This window comes from Mesorhizobium sp. (assembly GCF_017306585.1).
Lineage (GTDB): Bacteria > Pseudomonadota > Alphaproteobacteria > Rhizobiales > Rhizobiaceae > Mesorhizobium.
In genome coordinates, this window is record NZ_JAFKIC010000227.1 from 1 (window position 1) to 21,273 (window position 21,273).

The window sequence follows — 21,273 nt, forward strand, 5'->3', positions numbered from 1 at the left end:
CCCTGCCCTTCCTGGTGCTCTACCGGGAAGTCGGTCTTCTCGACACGCGCCTCGGGCTGATCCTGCTCTACACGCTGATGGTGCTGCCGATCGTCATCTGGATCATGCGCGACCAGTTCAACTCGATTCCCGTCGAGCTCGAGGAAGCAGCCCTTGTCGACGGCCTGTCGATCTGGGGCGCCTTCTTCCGCATCGTCATGCCGATCGCGCTGCCGGGCATGGTCGCCGCCTTCATCTTGGCCATGGTGCTGTGCTGGAACGAGTACTTCTTCGCCGCCCTTCTGACTTCCACCGACGCCAAGACCATTCCGGTCATGGTGGCGAGCCAGACCGGTTCGCAAGGCATCAACTGGTGGTCGATGGCCGCGCTCGCGACGGCCGCGATCGCGCCGCTTGCCGTCATCGGCATCGCGCTGGAACGTTACCTCATCATGGGCATGACGGCGGGAGCGGTGAAGTGACAGCCCCGTACTGGTTCGCGCGCAACATCCGTGCCGGCTACAAGGGATACGACCGCTATGGCAAGGGTGTGATGCCTATCGCCTGGCAGGGCCGGGCGGTCATTGCCGGCTTCGTGCTGGCGATGCTGGTTGGCGGCCTGATCATGTTGTTGATGGGCCTTTACACCCGGTTCTTTGCCGTCAGCATCGCCCTTTTTGTCATCCTGGCGATCGCCGGCGCCGGCACCTTCATCTGGGCGGTGGCCACAAAAAGCGATCCGGACAAATCCATAGCCGACTACCGCGCGGAGCGTCTGAAGAACAAGGGTTAGCTCTTCAGGATCGCTCGCAGGTGGTCCATGATCATTTCGACGCCCTTTTGTCCCAATTGCGCCGATGCGTCCTTCGCGCTCGTCGTGTACCAGTTCCTATTGTCGGCATAGCGGGCAGCATCGACAGCCTCCGGACAGAGCGCCAGCATCAGCGACGTCTCGCCGATACCGGCATGATCGAAGGGATATCTGCCGTTCATGGCGGCAGGCATCAACGGATGCACCTGCACCCAGTTGAAGAAGTTCTCGCCCGCCGCGTGCCCCGTATAATAGTCGGCCATATCATTGGAACCCCACCAGCCCTCGCCGCGCTGCTTCTCCAGGAAGCGGAAGATCGCCTGGCGGCCGGCGGTCTTGAAGGCAAGATCGGTGGGCATACCGGCGGCGAAATTCTCGGTCTGATGGTGGATGATGGCGTGGATGTTGCGAAAGCCGATGCGCAACAGGCTGTAGAACAGCTCCTCGCCGAACGGCGCCAGCTGCGTGCCGCCGACCTGCACCGAGCCGCTGCCTTCCGGCGCGGCCACGGCGTAGCTTGCCGCGCCATAGTAGAAGGGCGGCAGGATGACCACGTCCCTCTCCTTCTCGAACAGCTCCAGCGTCTTGACGACGGCAAGCGTGTCCATGCCGACGGCCATGTGCTCGCCATGGTATTCGAGCACGCCGAGCGGCAGGGCGACCGGCCAGTTTTCGGCGATCGCCTTGCGTATCTGGTGCGGCAGCATCAGTTCATAGCGCATGATCTATTCCATGTTGGTGTGGCGGGCGCGCATGGCCTCGGACGACGCGCCGGTCAGGGATTTGAGCTTCAGCACCATCACCTCGAACAGCAGGAACAAGGCGCCCTCGAATACCGATCCCATCGGCAGGACGGATGTTTTCCGCACCCCCTGGTCGTCGGCCATGGTCTGAGCCGGGATGGCAAGCGTTGTGTCGGCCAGACCCGCTGCACTGCCGCCGGGCTGGGCCGTCAGCAACAGATTGGTCGCGCCTGCCTCTCGCGCGACCCGCATCAAGGTGAGCACCGTCGTCGTTTCCCCGGGGCCGGAACTGGCCAGGAAGACATCGCCCCGACCGAGCGGCGGCGTGGTCATGTCGCCGACCACCGAGACAGGCAGGCCCAGATGATAGAGCCGCATGGCGAAACCCTTCACCTGCAAGGCTTCCCGGCCGCAGCCATAGACGACGATCTGTCTGGCGCCGGCCAGTAGCCGGCAAGCCGTGTCGATGCCTGCGTCGTCGACACGCGCCAGCACGGCGCCAAGCTCCTCGATCGCGATCCTGAACATCTCCGGACTGGAGTTGGTCACGACCGCACCGCGGACCTGCAGGCAACCGGAGATGACTGGCAATTCCTGGTCACACCTTCCCCCGAACAACTTGTTTTTGTTCATGCTAGCAATGACGAAAATGCGTGTCCAACGCTCGCCGGCGCTTTTGCCGGGCCACGGCCGTGATAGTGTCATGTCAGACAAGACAATCCCGGGAAAATCGCAGAACATGAAGACACGGCATTTCGACCGCATCGGCAATGGCGGCATCACCTTTACGGAACTCGGCTTCGGCACCGCGCCGCTCGGCAATCTCTACCGCGCCGTGTCGGACGAGGACGCCAATGCCACGCTGGAGGCCGCCTGGGCGACCGGCTGCCGCTACTACGACACCGCGCCACTCTATGGGCTCGGCCTGTCGGAAACACGGCTCAACCCGTTCCTGCGCGGCAAGAAGCGCGACGACTACGTGCTGTCGAGCAAGGTCGGCCGCATCATGCGTGCCTGCCCGCCGAACGAGCGCACGGGCATCGGCAAGTTCTTCGACACGCCGTCGCGCAAGGAGGTCTACGATTACAGCTATGACGGCGTGATGCGTTCCTTCGAGGCCTCGCTGGAACGGCTAGGCGTCGACCGCATCGATATTCTGTTCGTGCACGATGTCGACATCTTCACCCATGGCAGCAAGGAGGCATCCGACCAGCGCATCGAGGAGTTCATGCGCTCGGGCTATTACGGCCTGCTGTCGTTGCGCGACCAAGGCGTCATCAAGGCCTTCGGCGGCGGCATCAATGAGTGGCAGGTTGCCAAGACATTGGCCGAGCGCGGCGATTTCGATCTGTTCCTGCTGGCCGGGCGATATACGCTGCTGGAACAGGAGGCGCTGACGTCCTTCCTGCCGCTCTGCCAGAAGCGCGGCATCGGCATCGTTCTCGGCGGACCCTACAATTCCGGCATCCTGGCAACGGGACCAAAGCCCGGCGCCTATTACAACTATTCCGAGGCGCCGAAGGAGATCTTGGAGCGGGTCGCGGGGATCGAGGCGGTGTGCAAGCGCCATGGCATCAGGCTGATCGAGGCGGCCCTGCAGTTTCCGCTGCTGCATCCCTCGGTCGTCTCGGTGATCCCCGGCGGCCAGCGACCGAACGAGGTCGAGAGCAACCGCTCGCTGCTCGAAGCGAAAGTGCCGGCGGCGCTGTGGGCCGACCTCAAGAAGGAAGGCCTGATGCGCGCTGACGCGCCGACGGCATAGCCGGGCGATCATTCGCAGCCGGAGGCACAAAAACGAAAAGCCGGGCGAGCCCGGCTTTTCCAGTATTTCAAAAAAGAAAAACGCGCTTAGTTGACGGCGTCCTTGAGGCCCTTGCCGGCCGAGAACTTCGGCACGGTGCGCGCCGGGATCTTCACTTCGGCGCCGGTCTGCGGGTTGCGGCCGGTGGAGGCAGCACGCTTCGACACGGAAAAATTGCCAAAGCCGACAAGCCGGACATCGCCGCCCTTCTTCAGTTCGCCGGTGATGACGGAAAACACCGCATCGACCGCCGACTGCGCGTCACCCTTCGAAATGCTCGCGGCGTCGGCGACAGCGGACACCAGTTCGTTCTTGTTCATAAAAATTCCCTTCCATGAGAACACCGGAACTTACGACTCATCCGGCAGGAAACGGACTTTAGAAAGAAGCGTTCCCGCAACCAAGTCGAAAAGCCCGGAAAAAGTGGAAAAAAGCCCGGAAATCCGGGGTTTTTCACATGAAAAAGCCGGACGCAAGGCCCGGCTCTTCATTTGTGCATTGCAACTTTAGCCGAAACTAATGCGCAAGCGACTTGCCGGCATCATCGGCACTGTCCGTGGCGGCCGGCGGATTGACGGGCTCGACCCACTCGATCGGCTCCGGCATACGCACCAGGGCGTGGCGCAACACCTCACCGACCCGCGAGACCGGGATGATTTCCATACCGTTCTTCACATTGTCCGGAATCTCCGCCAGATCCTTGGCGTTGTCTTCCGGGATCAGCACCTTCTTGATGCCGCCGCGCAAGGCGGCGAGCAGCTTTTCCTTGAGGCCGCCGATGGGCAGGATGCGGCCGCGAAGCGTTATCTCGCCGGTCATCGCCACATCGGCCCGCACCGGAATACCGGTCAGCACCGACACGATGGCTGTTGCCATGGCAGCACCCGCGGACGGACCGTCCTTGGGCGTGGCGCCTTCCGGCAAGTGGACGTGGATGTCACGCTTGTCGAATAGTGGCGGCTCGATGCCGAAATCGAGAGCGCGCGAACGGACATAGGAGGCCGCCGCCGAAATCGATTCCTTCATCACGTCGCGCAGGTTGCCGGTCACCGTCATGCGACCCTTGCCGGGCATCATGACGCCTTCGATCGTCAACAGCTCGCCGCCGACTTCCGTCCAGGCAAGACCGGTAACCACACCGACCTGATCGTCCGCCTCGACCTGACCGAAGCGGAAGCGCTGGACACCGAGGTAATCGGCGAGGTTCGCCGCCGTGATGCTCACCGACTTCTTCTTCGTCTTCAGGATCTCGGTCACCGCCTTGCGCCCGAGCTTCATCAGCTCGCGCTCCAGACTGCGCACGCCCGCTTCACGGGTGTAGGTCTGGATGACGGCGCGGATTGCGTCCTCGCTGACCGAAAACTCCTTCGGCTGCAAGGCATGGTCGCGCACCACCTTGGGCAGCAAATGCCGCTTGGCGATCTCGATCTTCTCGTCCTCGGTGTAGCCGGCGATACGGATGATCTCCATGCGGTCCATCAAGGGCGCAGGGATGTTCAGCGTATTGGCCGTCGTCACGAACATCACGCTCGACAGGTCGTACTCGACCTCGAGGTAATGGTCCATGAACGTCGCGTTCTGTTCGGGGTCGAGCACCTCGAGCAGCGCCGATGACGGGTCGCCACGGAAGTCCTGGCCCATCTTGTCGATCTCGTCGAGCAGGAAGAGCGGGTTGGACTTCTTGGCCTTCTTCATCGACTGGATGACCTTGCCGGGCATCGAGCCGATATAGGTCCGGCGGTGGCCGCGGATCTCGGCCTCGTCGCGCACGCCGCCGAGCGCCATGCGGATGAACTCACGACCGGTCGCCTTGGCGATCGACTTGCCGAGCGAGGTCTTGCCGACGCCGGGAGGGCCGACGAGGCACAGGATCGGCCCCTTCAGCTTCTTCTGGCGGCTCTGCACGGCCAGATACTCGACGATGCGGTCCTTGACCTTGTCGAGGCCGAAATGATCGGTGTCGAGCACGTTCTGGGCATAAGCCAGATCCTGCTTGACCTTGGAGTTCCTGCCCCACGGGATCGACAGCAGCCAGTCGAGATAATTGCGCACGACGGTCGATTCAGCCGACATGGGCGACATCGTCCTCAGCTTCTTCAATTCGGCTTCCGCCTTTTCGCGGGCCTCCTTGGAGAGCTTGGTCTTCTTGATGCGCGCCTCGATCTCGGCCGCCTCGTCGCGGCCGTCCTCGCCTTCGCCGAGCTCCTTCTGGATCGCCTTCATCTGCTCGTTGAGGTAGTACTCGCGCTGCGTCTTCTCCATCTGGCGCTTGACGCGCGAGCGGATGCGCTTCTCCACCTGCAGGACGGAGATTTCGGCTTCCATGAAGCCCATCGCCTTTTCCAGCCGCTCCTTGACAGAGAGCGTGGCCAGCATTTCCTGCTTTTCGGGGATCTTGATGGCGAGGTGCGAGGCAACCGTGTCGGCGAGCTTGGAATAGTCGTCGATCTGGCTGGCCGCGCCCACCACTTCGGGCGAGATTTTCTTGTTGAGCTTGACGTAGTTCTCGAAGTCGGTGACGACCGAGCGCGCCAGCGCCTCAACCTCGACCTCTTCCTCTTCCGGCTCGACCAAAGCCTTGGCCTGCGCCTCGTGGAAGTCGGGACGGTCGGTGAAGGAGACGATTTTCGCGCGCGAGGCGCCTTCGACCAGCACTTTTACCGTGCCGTCAGGCAGCTTCAGCAATTGCAGCACATTGGCGAGCGTGCCGATGTCGAAGATCGCATCGGGCTCGGGATCGTCATCTGCGGCATTCATCTGGGTGGCAAGCAGGATCTGCTTTTCCTGACCCATAACCTCTTCCAGCGCCTTGATCGACTTCTCACGCCCGACGAAGAGCGGAACGATCATGTGCGGGAACACCACGATGTCGCGCAGTGGGAGGACCGCGAAGACGCCGTCGCTGGGAGCCTTGGATATTTTGGCCATTGTCCAACCTTTCATGTCGCGGCCGCTAATCAAGCCAACCGCGAATCTCATATTAACGACCGGGGATCGTTCCGCCTACCACCGTTTGTGACGGGAGTTTTACAGCACAGAATTCGGCACCTCGGCCTTCCCGTGTTAGGTGGATGCAAGCGGTGCAAAGTTCAAGGGTTAACATCGTGTACAGTCCACTGTGTCGCCATGCTCACACGCCCTTCACAGCAAAACGGCGCCGCGAGGGCGCCGTTCCACGAAAATATGCGGGCAAGGGCCATTTTCAGGCGCTGACATTGCCCTTCTTTTCCTTCTGTTCGGAATAGATGTAGAGCGGCCGGGCGCTGCCGGTCACTACCTCTTCCGAAATCACCACTTCGCGTACGCCTTCGAGCGCCGGCAGTTCGAACATTGTGTCGAGCAGGATCGCCTCCATGATCGAGCGCAGGCCGCGCGCGCCGGTCTTGCGCTCGATGGCGCGCTTGGCGATCGCCGACAATGCGTTCTCGTGGAAGGTCAGGTCGACATTCTCCATCTCGAACAGCCGCTGGTACTGCTTGACCAGCGCGTTCTTCGGCTCGGTCAGGATCTGGATCAGCGCCGGCTCGTCGAGATCCTCCAGCGTCGCAAGGACGGGCAGACGACCGACGAATTCCGGGATCAGGCCGAACTTCAGGAGATCCTCGGGCTCGACCTGGCGGAAGATGTCGCCGGTGCGGCGATCTTCCGGCGAAGCCACGGTGGCGCCGAAGCCGATCGAGGTCTTGCGGCCGCGATCCGAGATGATCTTGTCCAGGCCGGCGAAAGCGCCGCCGCAGATGAACAGGATGTTGGCGGTGTCGACCTGCAGGAACTCCTGCTGCGGATGCTTCCTGCCGCCCTGCGGCGGCACGGAGGCGACCGTGCCTTCCATGATCTTGAGCAGCGCCTGCTGCACGCCCTCGCCCGAGACGTCGCGGGTGATCGACGGGTTGTCGGACTTGCGCGAAATCTTGTCGATTTCGTCGATGTAGACGATGCCGCGCTGGGCGCGCTCGACATTGTAGTCGGCCGACTGCAACAGCTTCAGGATGATGTTTTCCACGTCCTCGCCGACATAGCCGGCTTCGGTGAGCGTCGTGGCGTCGGCCATGGTGAAGGGCACGTCGATGATGCGGGCCAGCGTCTGCGCGAGCAGCGTCTTGCCACAGCCGGTCGGGCCGATCAGCAGGATGTTGGACTTCGCCAGTTCGACGTCGTTGTTCTTGCCGGCATGCGCGAGGCGCTTGTAGTGGTTGTGAACCGCCACCGACAGCACGCGCTTGGCGTAGGGCTGGCCGATGACGTAGTCGTCGAGAACCTTGAGGATCTCCTGCGGTGTCGGCACGCCCTCGCGCGACTTCACCATCGAGGTCTTGTTCTCCTCGCGGATGATGTCCATGCAGAGTTCGACGCACTCATCGCAAATGAAGACCGTCGGGCCGGCGATCAGCTTGCGAACCTCGTGCTGGCTCTTGCCGCAAAACGAGCAATAAAGCGTGTTCTTGGAATCACCGCTATTGTTGCCGACCTTGCTCATTTTCATGTCCTTTCATGGCCGCCCGCCGATGGTCTGGCTGAAAGGGCGCATACTCTATTTATCGCGGGAATCCGCCGCCGCCAGTATCCCGGCTCCCGCAACGTATTCCGTACGAAACACAAATCAGAAAACGTGGCAATGATTCGCAGCTTCCCCACGCAAAGCTAAGCCGTCGAAAATCAACATAGCCTTAACGTAGGCAATCCCAACGTCCGAGGGAACAGCCAATTGTGGCCGAAATGCCGCAAGACGCGCCAAAAGCGCGTGATGCCGCCATCCAACTGCCAACCAGCCTTTATGCCAGAGCTCCTTCGGCCGCCTCGCGCGACGAAATGACCTTGTCGATGAGACCGAAATCCTTCGCCTCGTCGGCGGTCATGAAATGGTCGCGGTCGAGCGTGCGCTCGATCTCCTCGTAGGTCTTGCCGGTGTGTTTGACATAGACCTCGTTGAGACGGCGCTTCAGCTTGACGATGTCCATGGCATGGCGCTCGATATCCGAGGCCTGGCCCTGGAAGCCGCCCGACGGCTGGTGAACCATGATGCGGGCGTTCGGGGTGGCGAAGCGCATGTCCTTGTGGCCGGCGGTCAGGAGCAGCGAGCCCATCGAGGCCGCCTGGCCGATGCACAGCGTCGACACGGCCGGCTTGATGAACTGCATGGTGTCGTAGATCGCCATGCCCGAGGTGACGACGCCACCCGGCGAATTGATGTAGAGGTTGATTTCCTTCTTCGGGTTCTCGGCTTCGAGGAACAGGAGCTGCGCGCAGACCAGCGTCGCCATGCCGTCCTCGACCGGACCGGTGATGAAAATGATGCGCTCCTTGAGGAGGCGTGAGAAGATGTCGTAGGCCCGCTCGCCGCGATTGGTCTGTTCGACCACCATCGGGACCAGGTTCATGTAGGTTTCGACGGGATTCTTCATGGATATCTCTTATCTCGCGGTGGGATTTTCCGGCGCCGGACAGGCTGGCAGCTCGGGCAGAATCGGTTCTGGATCGTTACGATGTAAATAGGATGCCGGCTCATCCTTGTGCAAGGCCGACCCGTCCTAGCCATCTGGGTAAGTCGAATCAAGCTTTCTGGCGGGAATTCGCGCCCGGGGTGATGTTTGCAACCACCAGGACGCGCCCGAGCCAGTTGCGTAGCAGTTTCTTAACCGCATCGCTTAACGAAATGCGCCGAAACCACTTTCCTCCGAAGCCGCTTCCCCTACAATCCAACGTTGAACCGTCATTGCACCGTTCAACAGGGGGAATGTCATGCTCAGGAAAAGCGCATCCTTCGCAATTGCCGGATTGGCCGTGCTCGGCACGATCTCGCCGACGGCGGCAGGCGGCCGCGCCGTCGAATGCTATGAGCCCGTCCGCACGCCGGCCGTCTACGACACGGTCTATGAGAACGTCATGGTCAGTCCCGCGGGCCAGCGGGTCGACTACGATCCGCCTATCTACGGCACGCGCGAGCGCGTGGTGATGACCGTGCCGGCACAAGTGCAATATGAGGTGGTGCCGGCTGTTACCCGGACCGTCTATCATACCGTCAGGGTCGATGGCGGCGGCTATTCCTGGGAATGGCGTGTCATCCACGGCCGCAAGGTGCTGTGCAAGGTCTGGCACAAGGCACGCTACGAGCGTGTCGCCGAGACGGTGGTGATCCAGCCGGAGCGTACACGGCGCGTCGTCATCCCGGCACAGTATGACAGCATCGCCGAAGAGGTGCTGGTACGCCCCGAGCAGCGGCGCGTCATCGACATTCCCGCCTCCTACCAGACCGTCGCACGGCGCGTGCTGGTGCGCGAAGGGTCTTCAGGCTGGCGGCGCGTGCATATTCCAAGGCACTGCCAGGACTAGCTGACTTCCGCCCGCAACCACTTTTTCAGGCCGGCCATATCGCCGTCCTCGACAGCCCTGGCCACGCGCCGCCCGACCGCCGCACCGAACTTGTAGCCGTGCCCGGAGCAGGCAGAGACGACAAGGCACCTTCCCCGCTGGTGGGCGAAGAACTTCTCGTCCGCCGTAAAAGTGTAGGCGCAGGTGACCACTTCGGTGATCCTATACTCCTCAATGCGGGCGATGGGCGGCGAAAACAGGTTGCGGATCGCCTCGCCCTCGCCCGCCACCGGGTCACGGTTCCAGTCGGCATCGCTGGTCGGCACCTTGTGCAGACCGGAGCCGAACTTCATGCCGGCGCCACGGGTGAGCGGGATCATATAGCCGTCGGTCTTGCCGCCGACATCGAGGATGACAGGGGCGGTTTCCCAGACAACCTTGAGGTCCGCGGGCGGTTCGACATAGGCGAGTGCGGTGCGGAAGGTTTTCAGGTCGCCGCCAAGTTCGGGAAACAGCTTCAGCACCCAGGCGCCGGCGGCGACCACGATGCGGTCGGCCTGCATGGTCTCGCCGCTTTCCAGCACGATATGGCCGGCCTCGGCATCGATCTCCGTCACCTTGCTGTGCTCATAGACATTGGCGCCGTTGGCGCGCAGCCATCTGGCCAGTCCCGCCGCGATCTTCCTGCAATGCAGCGCCCCGCCCTCCGGCGAAAGATAGGCATAACGGAACGAACCCGGCTCAAGAAAAGGCCAGCGCCTGACCGCCTCATCCGGCTCGAACAGTTCGAACGGGAAATTCCCTTCTTCCAGGCCTTCCCGATATTCCTCGGCTTCGTCGCCTGGCTCGCGCGAGATGCAGAGGAAGCCCCTGGCATCGAGATGGTTTTCGCCGAGATCGGACCACATCTCGTCCCAGGCTTCATAGGCCTCGCTGATCAGCAGGCCGTATCCGGTGCCGGCGCGGTAGGCGCGGCGGATGATGCGGTGGTGATCGCCGGATGCCGCCAGCGGATTGGGGATCGGTCCCTGCTCGACGATCGACACGCTATGGCCAGCCTTGACCAGCGACCAGGCGGTCGAAAGACCGGCAATGCCGGCGCCGACAACGATCACATTCATCCGTTCACACCTCTCGAGCCGCATTGGCTGGCTCAATTCATTGGACTGCCGGGCGCCAACATACGGTCTGGAATGAGGCTGGCAAGGCGCGCTATGGGTCTGGCATGACCAAATCGACGCTGCCTTATCTCATCCTTGATCCAGACGCGCGCCGCCTCAGCCTCGACCCGCGCGAGCCGGCCTTCTTCCTGAACCCCTATGAGGCCTATGCCTTCCTGCATGGTGCTTCGAATGCCTTTTTCTGGGAGGAATTCGGATTCTGGTGCTTCGGCGGCTTCGACGATGTCAACCGATTGCTGCGCGACCGGCGCTTCGGCCGCCAGAACCCCGCGGGCATTCCCGACAGCCGCGGCATCGGCCAGGACCGGAGCCACCTCAAATCCTTCGACGCCATTGAAGCCAACTCGATGCTAGAGCTGGAACCGCCGGTGCATACGCGGTTGCGCACCCTGGTCAACCGGGCTTTCGTTTCACGCCAGGTCGCACGGCTGCGGCCCCGCGTCGAAGCCCTCGCCAACGAACTGATCGATCGCTTCGAACCCAGCAAGACCGTGGATATCCTGCCTGGTTTCGCCGCCCCGCTGCCGATCACCATCATTGCCGAAATGCTCGGCGTGCCGGTCGAGATGGGTCCGCAACTGCTCGACTGGTCCCATCAGATGGTCGCCATGTACATCCATGGCCGCACCCGCGAGACGGAGGAAACCGCGAACCGTGCCGCCGGCGAATTCGCCGATTTCCTGCGCGGCTACGTCGCCGAGCGGCGCAAGTCGCCCGGCGACGACCTGTTGTCGCTGCTGATCTCGGCGCAGGAGGACGGCCAGAAACTGACCGAGGACGAGCTGGTGTCGTCCGCGATCCTGCTGCTTAATGCCGGACACGAGGCGACCGTTCACCAGACCGGCAATGCGGTCCGCTCGATCCTGGCGCAAGGCGGTGATCCCGGCCGCTTCTTCACCTCACCGGAAGCGACGGCCGCGACAGTCGAGGAATGCCTGCGCTTCGATGCGCCGCTGCACATGTTCACGCGCTACGCCTATCAGGAAATCGAGATCGTGCCCGGCATCGTGGTTCAGCCGGGCCAGACGATCGGGCTATTGCTTGGCATGGCCAATCATGATCCGCGCGCCTTTGCCGATCCCGATGCCTTCCGGCCGGACCGGACGGACCAGAAGAACGTTTCCTTCGGCGCTGGCATCCATTTCTGCATCGGCGCGCCGCTGGCCCGGCTCGAACTGCAGGTGTCACTCAAGACTTTGTTCGACCGGCACCCGAAGCTGCATCTTGCGGAGGAGCCCCGCTTCCGCGACACTTACCACTTCCATGGGCTGGAAACGCTCGCTGTCGGCTTCTAGACGATCGCGGGCCTGGGGCTGCGCGATGAGACTGTTTCCGATACGGGCGGCCCTGTTCGCCCTGGCGCTGGCATTGACATCGCTCGGCATCGCTGCCGCACAGCAGCAGCCGGAGAACATTCCCTGGGAGAACAGCATGGCCATCGCCCAGAAAATGGCGATGGGCCTTCTGGAGCGGCAGACCGGGTCCAAGGGCTCGCCGCAGACGTCCGTTGCGATCGAGGTCGATCTCAATCTCGACGGAACTCCTGAGATCTTCGCCTACCGCTACGTCGCCGGCTGCGACGGCATCAATTGCGGCAACTTCCTTTTCGTTCTCGAGGGCGACAGTTACCACGAGGTTCTGGGCGACGTTCCGGGCGCACGCCTGGCGCCACAAGACAAGATCAGCCGCAGTTCGTTCAAGCGGAATGGATTTTTCGACATACAGTTGGACAAGATGACGATCGGTTGGGACGGTAAGCGCTATGTCGACGCTTCCACCTTTCCCGTATCGTCGCTGGACGGCGCCGCCTTTGTGGCGGCCTGCCAGAAAAGCAAGCTGGGCGAACAGCCGTCGCAGAGCGACACGGAGCAAGCAGGCGCCGCCTGCCAATGCCAGCTGAACCGGTTCCAGACAACAGGCCTGCAACAGGCCGATCTCGATACGTACACGGCCTCACTGGGCGAGAATTTCGAATACCCGATGGGCGCAAAGCAGAAAGCCTGGCTCGATCTGTCGAAGGCGGCACAGGACGTCGCCACGGGCTGCGACGTCGCGAGCGGCAAGACGCAATGGCCGCCGGCCTATCTCAATCATGGCGACCAGCCGCAGCAGAAGCTCAACTTCGATGGCTTTCTCGACGCCTGCCCGGCTCAGGATTTCATCCTGACCAACCATAAGACCGGTTCACCCGACCGTGCGCTCGCCCTGTGCGGCTGCCTTGCCCGCGAGATCCCGACCTATGGTGTCAGCCAGGAGGCGTTGGATCTCCTGGCCCGATATTATCGCGACGAGATTTCGGACGCCGATCTTGAAGCCCAGGATGCCGACCTGCTGACGGCCCACGACAAGGCGTCGGAGGCGTGCCTCAGCCAGTTTCCGGCTAAGTGATCAGAGCTTGATCACATACTCCTTGCGAGTCGTTTCAAGCACTTCCCAGCTGCCCTTAAAGCCCGGCCTCAGCACGAAGCTGTCGCCGGCTTTGACGGTTCGCGCTTCGCCGCCGTCCTCGGCGATGACCGAAACGCCGGTCAGGATGTGGCAGAACTCCCATTCGTCATAGATGATGCGCCACTTTCCGGGGGTCGATTCCCAGATGCCGGCATAGAGGCCGCCATCCCGCTCCTCGATATTCCAGGTGCGGAATTTCGGGTCGCCCGAGATCAGGCGGTCTGGCGCCGGCGCGCCATTTTCGGCGTCGACAGCGTCGACGCCGATGCTGAGAAACTTCGGTTCGGTCATATCGGATCAGACCTTGGCGAGCGCCTGTTCGAGATCGGCAACGATGTCGGTGACATCCTCGATGCCGACCGACAACCGCACCGTGTCCGGGCCGGCGCCGGCCTTGACCTTCTGCTCGTCGGAAAGCTGGCGGTGCGTGGTCGAGGCCGGATGGATGACCAGCGACTTGGTGTCGCCGACATTGGCCAGGTGCGAGAAGAGCTCAAGCGCCTCGACGAATTTGACGCCGGCTTCATAGCCGCCCTTCAGGCCGAAGGTGAACACGGCTCCGGCGCCTTGCGGGGAGTATTTCTTCTGCAGGGCGTTGTTCTTGTCGCCGGGCAGGCCCGGATAGTTCACCCAGGCGACCTTGGGATGATTGGACAGCCAGCCGGCGACCGTGATGGCGTTGTCGCAATGGCGCTGCATGCGCAGCGGCAGGGTTTCGAGGCCGGTCAGGATCAGGAAGGCGTTGAAAGGCGAAATGGCAGGGCCAAGATCACGCAGGCCGAGCACGCGCGCGGCGATGGCGAAAGCGAAATTGCCGAAGGTTTCGTGCAGGACGAGACCGCCATATTCGGGACGCGGCTCCGACAGCATCGGGTACTTGCCCGACTTCGACCAGTCGAACGTGCCGCCGTCGACAATGACGCCGCCGATCGAATTGCCATGGCCGCCGATGAACTTGGTCAGCGAATGCACGACGATGTCGGCGCCATGCTCGATCGGCCGGATCAGGTAGGGCGAGGCAAGCGTGTTGTCGACGATGAGCGGCAGGCCGTGCTTGCGGGCGATGTCGCCGATCTTCTCGATATCGACGAAGGTGCCGCCGGGATTGGCGAGGCTCTCGATGAAGATCGCCTTGGTCTTGTCGTCGATCTGGCTCTCGAAGGTCGACAGGTCGTTGGTGTCGGCCCAGCGCACCTCCCAGCCATAGTTCTTGAAGGCATGGCCGAACTGGTTGATCGAACCACCATAGAGCTTGTTGGCGGCGACGAAATTGTCGCCCGGCTGCATCAGATTATGGAAGACGATGAGCTGCGCGGCATGGCCTGACGCCACCGCAAGGGCGGCGGTACCGCCTTCAAGCGCGGCGACGCGCTCCTCCAGCACCGCCTGGGTCGGGTTCATGATGCGGGTGTAGATGTTGCCGAAGGCCTTCAGGCCGAACAGCGAGGCGGCATGATCAGCGTCGTCGAAGACATAGGAGGTCGTCTGATAGATCGGCGTGGCGCGTGCGCCGGTGGCCGGATCGGGCTTGGCGCCGGCATGGACGGCGAGCGTGTTGAAGCCGGGTGTACGGGTCACTGAAACCTCCCTCGAGAACCTGTGAAATTCGTCGGGCATTCTTGGCGAAGCCCGGTGCTGAATGCAAAGAAGAAAATACCTTTCGGCGTGCGATGTGCGATGAACGCTTGGGAAACTCAACCGCTTCCCGAAATAATTTTGCGCGCCCGGGGACTTGCCTACTTCTGGCGCACGCCAAAACTCTGGAAGCCCTGGCGCATCAGCGGCTTCTTCGACGACAGCACACCGGAATTGACGCCGGTCCAGCCGATCTCTCCGGACAGCTTGCCATACTCGATCTTGGGGCAGCGGTTCATCACCACCTTGATGCCGGCGGCCTCGGCGCGCGTCGCCGCCTCGTCATGGCGCACGCCGAGCTGCATCCAGATGACCTTGGGCAAGGGATCGAGCTGCAAGACCTCTTCCACGATGCCCGGCACAGCCGACGGCGCGCGAAAAATGTCGACCATGTCGATCGGCTCCGGAATGTCGGCCAGCCTAGCATAGGTCATCCGGCCGAGGATTTCCTTGCCGGCCTGGCCCGGGTTGATCGGGAACACCGAAAAACCCTTGGCCAGCAGATATTTCAGCACGAAATAGCTCGGCCGCACATCGTTGGCCGACGCGCCGACCATGGCGATGGTCTTCACCGAATTGAGGATGCCGGCAATGTAATTGTTATCGTAGCTATCGTGGTTCATGCGGCTTCCTGCGGTAATGATATCGATAGAGCTCACGGCTGAATCCGAGCGAGGCATAGAGCGCGAGGGCCGGCGTGTTGTCGGCCACGACCTGCAGACATGCCGCCGACGCACCCACCCGGCGCGCCCAGCCGATCAGGCTGCCCACCGTTTTGCGGCCCAAACCTTGCTGCCGGAACCTCGCATCGGTCTGAACCGACTCCACCACAAGCAGGCCGTCGCGAATGACGCCATAGGCCAGGGCGGCAATTTCGCTGTCGCGCTGATACGACACGAACGCGCGGTCGCCAACGATCAGTCCGGTCATTTCCCGGAAAACGCGGCGATCGGTCTCGTCATAAGCTTCCATGCGAAAACGGGCGCCCAGCCAATCCTCGCTCGGCTCCGGCGAAACGGTGACATGCGGGTCGCTGATGTCGGCCATCTCATCGATCGGGGAGAAAAGGTGGATGGTCCCGCCTTCCGCCTTGTAGCCACGATCATCGAGCGCGGCTTCGAGCTCATCGGCGATATCGGGAACCCTGAACAATGGAGTCTGGCCGTGGCTGATGTACAAGGCCTCGGCGGCGTCTATCACCTTGCCGGGCGCGCCGCGCTTGCCGCGCAGGGGGTTGGCGGAATTGGTCCGGCGGATCCGCCCGCCCGAGCGCCGCAGAAGCCAACCGTCGACGACCGTCTCGGCGGCCGCCGGCCAGCCCTCGCGGCAGGCCTGCTCGACCCGCCAATTGAGATCATCATCGCCGACGCTCAAACCTCATCCTCCCCCAGCGCTTCTTCCATAAAGGCCTGCGGGTCGGTGCAGAAGTCGCGCATCATGCGAAAATGATCGGTATCGGTGAAATCGGTCGGGTCGAGCCCGAAGCGGCTGATACGGAACAGCCGGGCCCCAGGGCAGGCCATGAGCAGCGGCGAGTGCGTCGCCATGATCACCTGCGCGGTGCCGGACTGGTCCATGCGCCGCAACATCTTCAAAAGCTCGATTTGCCGCGAGGGCGAGAGCGCGCTCTCCGGCTCGTCGAGTATGTAGATTCCCTGCCGGCGGCAGCGTTCTTCGAAGAAGCGGATGAACCCTTCACCGTGCGACCAGGACAGAAAGTCCGGTGGCGTTTCGCCAGCCTCCCGCGCCGCGTCGTCGAGGTAACGGGCGACGGAGTAAAAGGATTCGGCGCGGAAGAACCAGCCGGCGGTGACCTTCGGCAACCAGTGGCAGCGAAACGCGTTGGCCAGCCCGGCGCCACTTTTGTCGATGGCATGAGAGTGGTCGACCGGCATATAGCCCTTGCCGCCGCCGGCCTCGTCATAACCGGCCAGCGCGCCGATCGCCTCGAGCAGGGTGGACTTGCCCGTGCCGTTCTCGCCAACGATGATGGTGATCGGCGTGGTGAATTCGAGTTCGAACGCCCTGCCGCGAAACAAAGGCAGGTTCCAGGGGTACTTTTCCCAATCGGCCACCCGATCGGGCTCAAGCAGGATACGCTTGAGATAGGGTGCCTTGAGCCGCGTCAGCTGCTTGTTCCTATAGGCCATTATCCAGGCAGCGAAATCGTGCCGTCTTCGGCGATCGGAAAGGCCGGGTTGTGCGCCACTTCCCAGACATGGCCGTCGGCATCGGCGAAATAGCCGTACCAACCGCCCCAGAAGGCGCGGCCGGCCGGTTTTACGATGTGGCCGCCGGCTTTTTGCGCCATGGCGAGCACCGCGTCGACCTCGGCGTCGGAACGGGTGTTGTAAGCGAGATAAACCGCCGAAGGAGCCCTGGCGAAGGTGAGCCCCGAATCCTCCTCGGCGCTGGCGCGCGGAAACAGGCCGAAGATGGCGCCACCCATCTGGAAGAAGGCGACGCCATCGGTGATCCCGGCATGGCGTTTCAGGCCCATCGCCTCATAGAAGCGCACGGCGCGGTCGAGATCGTCGGTGGCAATGGTGATGATCGAGATGCGCGGTTCCAAGGCTATTCGTCTGTCCATTCGGGCTTGCGTTTGCCGATGAAGGCACCGATGCCCTCTTCCGCGTCACGCGCCAGCATGTTCTCGACCATGACCCGGCCGGTATAGGAGTACGCATCCGCCAGCCCCATCTCGGCCTGCGCGTAAAAAGCTTCCTTGCCGGTCTTGATCACCAAAGATGATTTGGAAGCAATGGTTTGCGCGTATTTGATGACAATCTGATTCAGGTATTCGCGCGGCACGACGCGGTTGATCAGGCCGAAGTCCCTGGCGGTTGCCGCATCGATGGTCTCGCCGGTCAGCAGCATCTCCATTGCCTGCTTGCGCGAGACGTTGCGCGACAGCGCCACCATCGGCGTTGAGCAGAACAGGCCGATGTTGACGCCCGGCGTGCAGAAGGTCGCCTCATGAGAAGCGATCGCCAGATCGCAGCTCGCGACCAGTTGCAGGCCAGCGGCCGTGGCAAGGCCGTCGACCTCGGCAATGACAGGCAAGGGATGGCGCACGATCGCCTGCATCAGCCTGGCGCAGGCGGCGAAGGTCTCCTCGAAGAAGGCCTTGCCGCGATCGGCATCGGCGCGCCGCGCCGTCATTTCCTTGAGGTCATGGCCGGCGCAGAACACCTTTCCCGACGCCGCCAGGATTATGACGCGCACGGAACTGTCCGATTTTGCACGCTCCAGTTCAGCCGTAAGTGCTGCCATCGTTGCCAGCGACAGCGCGTTGGCGGGCGGGCTGGCCAACGTCAGGCGCAACACGCCCTTGTCCAGGCTGGCAAGAACGGGACCGTCCGCGACGGCCGGCTTGATGGCGACGATCTCAGCCAATTTGCAACCTCTTTGTCCGCCCGCCTTTGCGGGCCATGGAGCAAAAGAACTAGCACGCTGCCGGTTGAAGAACAGCCGCGAGGCGTGTTTTCTCGAACTCACCATGTTGGTCCAGGCGTCCGCGCCTGCGGTCACCGCTAAGAATATAGGAACCGTCCATGCCTGCCCAAAGCAATTTGAAACCTGTGCTGACGGCGGCGGAAGTCAATGCGCTGATGGATACCGTCTTTCCGCAGCTCAATGAGAGCTCCGCCGCCTATCAGGCGATCGACGTGTTTCCCGGCGGCTGCACGGTGCGGCTCAATGCCGGCGAACGGCATCTGCGCCCGGGCGGCACGGTGTCCGGCCCTGCCCTGTTCACGCTCGCCGACATTGGCGGTTATGTCTGTGTGCTCAGCCATGCCGGGCCGGACGCGCTCTCGGTCACCACCAATCTCAACATCAACTTCGTGCGCAAGGCCGAGGCCGGGCCGATCGACGGCCATTGCCGGATCCTCAAGCTCGGAAAGAGCCTGATGGTGTTCGACATCGACATCGTCGCCGGACCGGAAGGACATACGATCGCGCATGCAACGGGCACCTATTCGATCCCGCCCAAGCGAAACGTCGATGTGGTAAAATAATACCTTTTCCTCAACCTATTGTTTTTTATGTATTTTCTGTCACAAGAGACTTTCTCGTCTCCTTGACGCGATCCCCGCCCTCGCCTATAAGCCCTCCCGAAGCAGCGGCCCGCAAAGGCCGCCGTTTTGTTATTGGCCAGGGGCAACAGCCTTTCGCCAATCCAAGCAACAAGAAACGCCTTCCCTCGTGAAGGTCACAACCGAGAGCAGAAAACATGACAACCTTTTCGCAGAAGCCTGCGGATGTGGTGAAGAAGTGGATCCTGATCGACGCCGAAGGTCTCGTCGTTGGTCGTCTCGCCACTGTCATCGCCAATCATCTTCGCGGCAAGCACAAGCCGACCTTCACCCCGCATGTCGACGACGGCGACAATGTCATCGTCATCAATGCCGACAAGGTGGTGTTCACCGGCAAGAAGTTCACCGACAAGGTCTATTACTGGCACACCGGCCACCCCGGCGGCATCAAGGAGCGCACCGCGCGCCAGCTGCTCGAGGGCCGTTTCCCCGAGCGTGTCGTCGAGAAGGCCGTTGAGCGCATGGTTCCGCGCGGTCCGCTCGGCCGTCGCCAGATGAAGAACCTGCGCGTTTATGCAGGTGCAGAGCATCCGCATGTCGCCCAGCAGCCAGAAGTCCTCGACGTGGCCAAGCTGAATTCCAAGAACAAGAAGGTCGCATAAGATGGCTGAGCTTTCCTCGCTCGCAGAACTGGGCGCCGCCACCGGCAACACCAACACCCAGGCCGCGGCTCCCGTCCACGTCCAGAAGCTCGACAAGTCGGGCCGCGCCTATGCCACCGGCAAGCGCAAGAACGCCATCGCGCGCGTCTGGGTGAAGCCGGGCTCCGGCAAGATCGTCGTCAACGACAAGGAATTCGCGACCTACTTCGCGCGTCCGGTCCTGCAGATGATCCTCAACCAGCCGATCATCGCCTCCAACCGCGCGGGCCAGTACGACATCGTCGCCACGGTCGTCGGCGGCGGTCTCTCCGGCCAGGCCGGCGCTGTCCGTCACGGCATCTCCAAGGCGCTGACCTACTACGAGCCGGCGCTGCGCTCCGTGCTCAAGAAGGGTGGCTTCCTGACCCGCGACAGCCGCGTCGTTGAGCGCAAGAAGTACGGCAAGGCGAAGGCCCGCCGGTCCTTCCAGTTCTCCAAGCGCTAAGCGCTCGAAAGTTTCGACAATCGAAAAGGCCGCCTCCGGGCGGCCTTTTTGCGTTGCGCATTGCTATCTGGCGGAATGGTCGGCGTCGCGGATGAACAGGAAAGCGCAGATGGCCGCCACAACCACCGCCAGCGCGGAAGCCAGGAAGGCCAGTTGCATGCCCTTGATCGTGCCCAGCGCCAAAGCGGATCCGAACAGGGCGACACCGATAGCCCCACCCGACTGGCGCACGGTGTTGAGCACGCCCGACGACGTTCCCGACATCTCGGCGGGCACGGAAGACAAGAGCGCCGTGGTCATGGCTGGCACCGCAAGGCCGATGCCGATCGGCAGGAACAGCAATCGCCAGAGCAGCGACGCGTAGGACGTATCGGCCTGGATCAGCGCCATCAGGCCGAAACCGGCAGCGCCGATGAGCAGGCCGATCATCATCGGCAATCGCGGACCATAGGTCGCCGCAATGCGCCCGGCGGCGATGTTCGATACCGTGACCGCGAGCATGAACGGCAGAAATGCGAGCCCGGTCATTTCAGGCGAAAAATGCCTCTCCTGCTGGAAATAGAGGCTGAGCATGAAGATCGTGCCGTAAAGCGTCAGATTGACCGCCAGCCCGACGAAACTCGTTGCCGCCGGCACGCGCCGGGCAAACAGATCAAGCGGAAACATCGGCGCGCTTGTCCTGCCCTCGACCAGCAGGAAGCAGCCTCCCGCCAGAACGGCAAGGATCAGGCCGCCAAGGACCGGCACCGACGTCCAGCCGGACGAACCGGCTTCAATGAAGGCGCCCGTCAGCGAGAACAGGGTGAGCACGACAAGCCCCTGCCCGGCCCAGTCGATCGGCGGCCTTTGCGCCTTGAGCGGTGTTTCCTGAAGGAACCGGTAGGCCATCCAGATCGCCAGGATGCCGATCGGCAGATTGACCAGGAAGATGCTTTGCCAGCCGAGCGAGCCGACCATGAAGCCGCCAAGCACCGGCCCGGCCGACAATGCAATGCCGCCCGCCGCCGTCCATAGCCCGACGGCGCGGGCCCGGCGCGCCTTGTCGGAGGCGTAGGCACGATTGAGCAGCGCCAGCGAGCACGGCATCAGCAAGGCGGCGCCGGCGCCCTGCACGGCCCGCGCGGCAACCAGCACCCAGGCGCTCTGAGCCAGGCCGCAGGCGAGCGAGGCGATGGAGAACAGC

At 62.5% G+C, this 21,273-nt stretch carries 24 protein-coding genes; 9 read left to right on the forward strand and 15 right to left on the reverse strand.

The features are described from left to right. Together J0I79_RS27720 and J0I79_RS27725 are read left to right on the forward strand one after the other, a co-directional pair. On the forward strand, positions 1–461 hold a 461-nt coding region (locus tag J0I79_RS27720), incomplete at its 5' end, for a carbohydrate ABC transporter permease (RefSeq protein WP_292866889.1). Further along, entirely contained in the window at positions 458–772 is a 315-nt protein-coding gene (locus J0I79_RS27725) for a hypothetical protein (protein ID WP_292866891.1), read from the forward strand. The genes J0I79_RS27720 and J0I79_RS27725, both read left to right, overlap by 4 nt. Here the strand turns inward: J0I79_RS27725 and J0I79_RS27730 are convergent. Beyond that, a complete protein-coding gene (locus J0I79_RS27730; protein ID WP_292866893.1) occupies positions 769–1,512 on the reverse strand; it encodes a creatininase family protein in 744 nt (247 codons plus the stop codon). The two genes, J0I79_RS27725 and J0I79_RS27730, sit on opposite strands and share 4 nt — an antisense overlap. 3 nt (positions 1,513–1,515) lie before the next feature. Next, positions 1,516–2,061 (reverse strand): SIS domain-containing protein, encoded by a 546-nt coding sequence (locus tag J0I79_RS27735; RefSeq protein WP_292866929.1) that lies wholly within the window; start codon positions 2,059–2,061, stop codon positions 1,516–1,518. A gap of 211 nt (positions 2,062–2,272) precedes the next feature. Here J0I79_RS27735 and J0I79_RS27740 point away from each other — a divergent pair, with 211 nt between their 5' ends. Next, positions 2,273–3,295 carry an aldo/keto reductase gene (locus tag J0I79_RS27740; RefSeq protein WP_292866931.1) on the forward strand — a complete coding sequence of 341 codons (1,023 nt, stop codon included), beginning with the start codon at positions 2,273–2,275 and terminating at the stop codon, positions 3,293–3,295. 86 nt (positions 3,296–3,381) lie between these two features. Here J0I79_RS27740 and hupB read toward each other — a convergent pair whose 3' ends face one another. The 4 genes from hupB to J0I79_RS27760 all read right to left on the reverse strand — a co-directional run bounded on the left by hupB (position 3,382) and on the right by J0I79_RS27760 (position 8,736). Continuing rightward, positions 3,382–3,654: a DNA-binding protein HupB gene (gene hupB / locus J0I79_RS27745; protein ID WP_127268007.1), complete on the reverse strand. Its 273-nt coding sequence runs from the start codon at positions 3,652–3,654 to the stop codon at positions 3,382–3,384. A 196-nt stretch (positions 3,655–3,850) separates the two neighbouring features. Beyond that, positions 3,851–6,262, reverse strand: a complete 2,412-nt coding sequence (gene lon, locus J0I79_RS27750; RefSeq protein ID WP_292866895.1) for an endopeptidase La — start codon at positions 6,260–6,262, stop codon at positions 3,851–3,853. 274 nt (positions 6,263–6,536) lie between these two features. Next, complete coding sequence (gene clpX, locus J0I79_RS27755) at positions 6,537–7,811, reverse strand: ATP-dependent Clp protease ATP-binding subunit ClpX (RefSeq protein ID WP_010915651.1); 1,275 nt, start codon at positions 7,809–7,811, stop codon at positions 6,537–6,539. 295 nt (positions 7,812–8,106) lie between these two features. Beyond that, positions 8,107–8,736, reverse strand: coding sequence for an ATP-dependent Clp protease proteolytic subunit (locus J0I79_RS27760; protein WP_292866899.1), 630 nt, complete (start codon positions 8,734–8,736; stop codon positions 8,107–8,109). 337 nt (positions 8,737–9,073) lie between these two features. On the opposite strand from J0I79_RS27760, the gene J0I79_RS27765 reads away from it, so the two are divergent. Then, entirely contained in the window at positions 9,074–9,664 is a 591-nt protein-coding gene (locus J0I79_RS27765; RefSeq protein WP_292866901.1) for a hypothetical protein, read from the forward strand. On the opposite strand, the gene J0I79_RS27770 is transcribed toward J0I79_RS27765, so the two are convergent. Continuing rightward, complete coding sequence (locus tag J0I79_RS27770) at positions 9,661–10,764, reverse strand: FAD-dependent oxidoreductase (protein WP_292866903.1); 1,104 nt, start codon at positions 10,762–10,764, stop codon at positions 9,661–9,663. The genes J0I79_RS27765 and J0I79_RS27770 overlap by 4 nt on opposite strands. A gap of 104 nt (positions 10,765–10,868) precedes the next feature. Between J0I79_RS27770 and J0I79_RS27775 the strand changes: the two genes are divergently transcribed. Together J0I79_RS27775 and J0I79_RS27780 are read left to right on the forward strand one after the other, a co-directional pair. After that, complete coding sequence (locus J0I79_RS27775) at positions 10,869–12,119, forward strand: cytochrome P450 (protein ID WP_292866905.1); 1,251 nt, start codon at positions 10,869–10,871, stop codon at positions 12,117–12,119. Between the two features lie 25 nt (positions 12,120–12,144). Continuing rightward, positions 12,145–13,212: a hypothetical protein gene (locus J0I79_RS27780; RefSeq protein WP_292866907.1), complete on the forward strand. Its 1,068-nt coding sequence runs from the start codon at positions 12,145–12,147 to the stop codon at positions 13,210–13,212. Here the strand turns inward: J0I79_RS27780 and J0I79_RS27785 are convergent, their stop codons facing one another. The 7 genes from J0I79_RS27785 to J0I79_RS27815 form a co-directional block, all read right to left on the reverse strand. Beyond that, complete coding sequence (locus J0I79_RS27785) at positions 13,213–13,563, reverse strand: cupin domain-containing protein (protein ID WP_292866909.1); 351 nt, start codon at positions 13,561–13,563, stop codon at positions 13,213–13,215. A 6-nt stretch (positions 13,564–13,569) separates the two neighbouring features. Continuing rightward, entirely contained in the window at positions 13,570–14,850 is a 1,281-nt protein-coding gene (locus J0I79_RS27790; RefSeq protein WP_292866910.1) for an O-acetylhomoserine aminocarboxypropyltransferase, read from the reverse strand. A gap of 158 nt (positions 14,851–15,008) precedes the next feature. After that, a complete protein-coding gene (locus J0I79_RS27795) occupies positions 15,009–15,530 on the reverse strand; it encodes a CoA-binding protein (RefSeq protein WP_292866912.1) in 522 nt (173 codons plus the stop codon). Then, on the reverse strand, positions 15,517–16,281 hold the full coding sequence (locus J0I79_RS27800) for a GNAT family N-acetyltransferase (protein ID WP_292866914.1): 765 nt from the start codon (positions 16,279–16,281) through the stop codon (positions 15,517–15,519). Before J0I79_RS27800 ends, J0I79_RS27795 begins: the two co-directional genes overlap by 14 nt. Next, positions 16,278–17,057: an AAA family ATPase gene (locus tag J0I79_RS27805; protein WP_292866916.1), complete on the reverse strand. Its 780-nt coding sequence runs from the start codon at positions 17,055–17,057 to the stop codon at positions 16,278–16,280. The genes J0I79_RS27800 and J0I79_RS27805 overlap by 4 nt, the downstream gene beginning before the upstream one ends. Further along, the gene (locus J0I79_RS27810) at positions 17,057–17,479 is read right to left on the reverse strand and encodes a VOC family protein (RefSeq protein WP_292866918.1); all 423 of its coding nucleotides are present in this window, start codon (positions 17,477–17,479) and stop codon (positions 17,057–17,059) included. The genes J0I79_RS27805 and J0I79_RS27810 overlap by 1 nt, the downstream gene beginning before the upstream one ends. Before the next feature lie 2 nt (positions 17,480–17,481). After that, the gene (locus J0I79_RS27815; RefSeq protein WP_292866920.1) at positions 17,482–18,303 is read right to left on the reverse strand and encodes an enoyl-CoA hydratase; all 822 of its coding nucleotides are present in this window, start codon (positions 18,301–18,303) and stop codon (positions 17,482–17,484) included. Positions 18,304–18,461: 158 nt separating this feature from the next. On the opposite strand from J0I79_RS27815, the gene J0I79_RS27820 reads away from it, so the two are divergent. The 3 genes from J0I79_RS27820 to rpsI all read left to right on the forward strand — a co-directional run bounded on the left by J0I79_RS27820 (position 18,462) and on the right by rpsI (position 20,090). Continuing rightward, the gene (locus J0I79_RS27820) at positions 18,462–18,926 is read left to right on the forward strand and encodes a PaaI family thioesterase (RefSeq protein ID WP_292866922.1); all 465 of its coding nucleotides are present in this window, start codon (positions 18,462–18,464) and stop codon (positions 18,924–18,926) included. A gap of 215 nt (positions 18,927–19,141) precedes the next feature. Then, positions 19,142–19,606, forward strand: coding sequence for a 50S ribosomal protein L13 (rplM, locus tag J0I79_RS27825; protein WP_010915638.1), 465 nt, complete (start codon positions 19,142–19,144; stop codon positions 19,604–19,606). A 1-nt stretch (position 19,607) separates the two neighbouring features. Next, complete coding sequence (gene rpsI, locus J0I79_RS27830; protein ID WP_292866925.1) at positions 19,608–20,090, forward strand: 30S ribosomal protein S9; 483 nt, start codon at positions 19,608–19,610, stop codon at positions 20,088–20,090. A gap of 63 nt (positions 20,091–20,153) precedes the next feature. Here rpsI and J0I79_RS27835 read toward each other — a convergent pair. After that, the coding region (locus J0I79_RS27835) for an MFS transporter (protein ID WP_292866927.1) at positions 20,154–21,273 on the reverse strand (1,120 nt) is incomplete at its 5' end.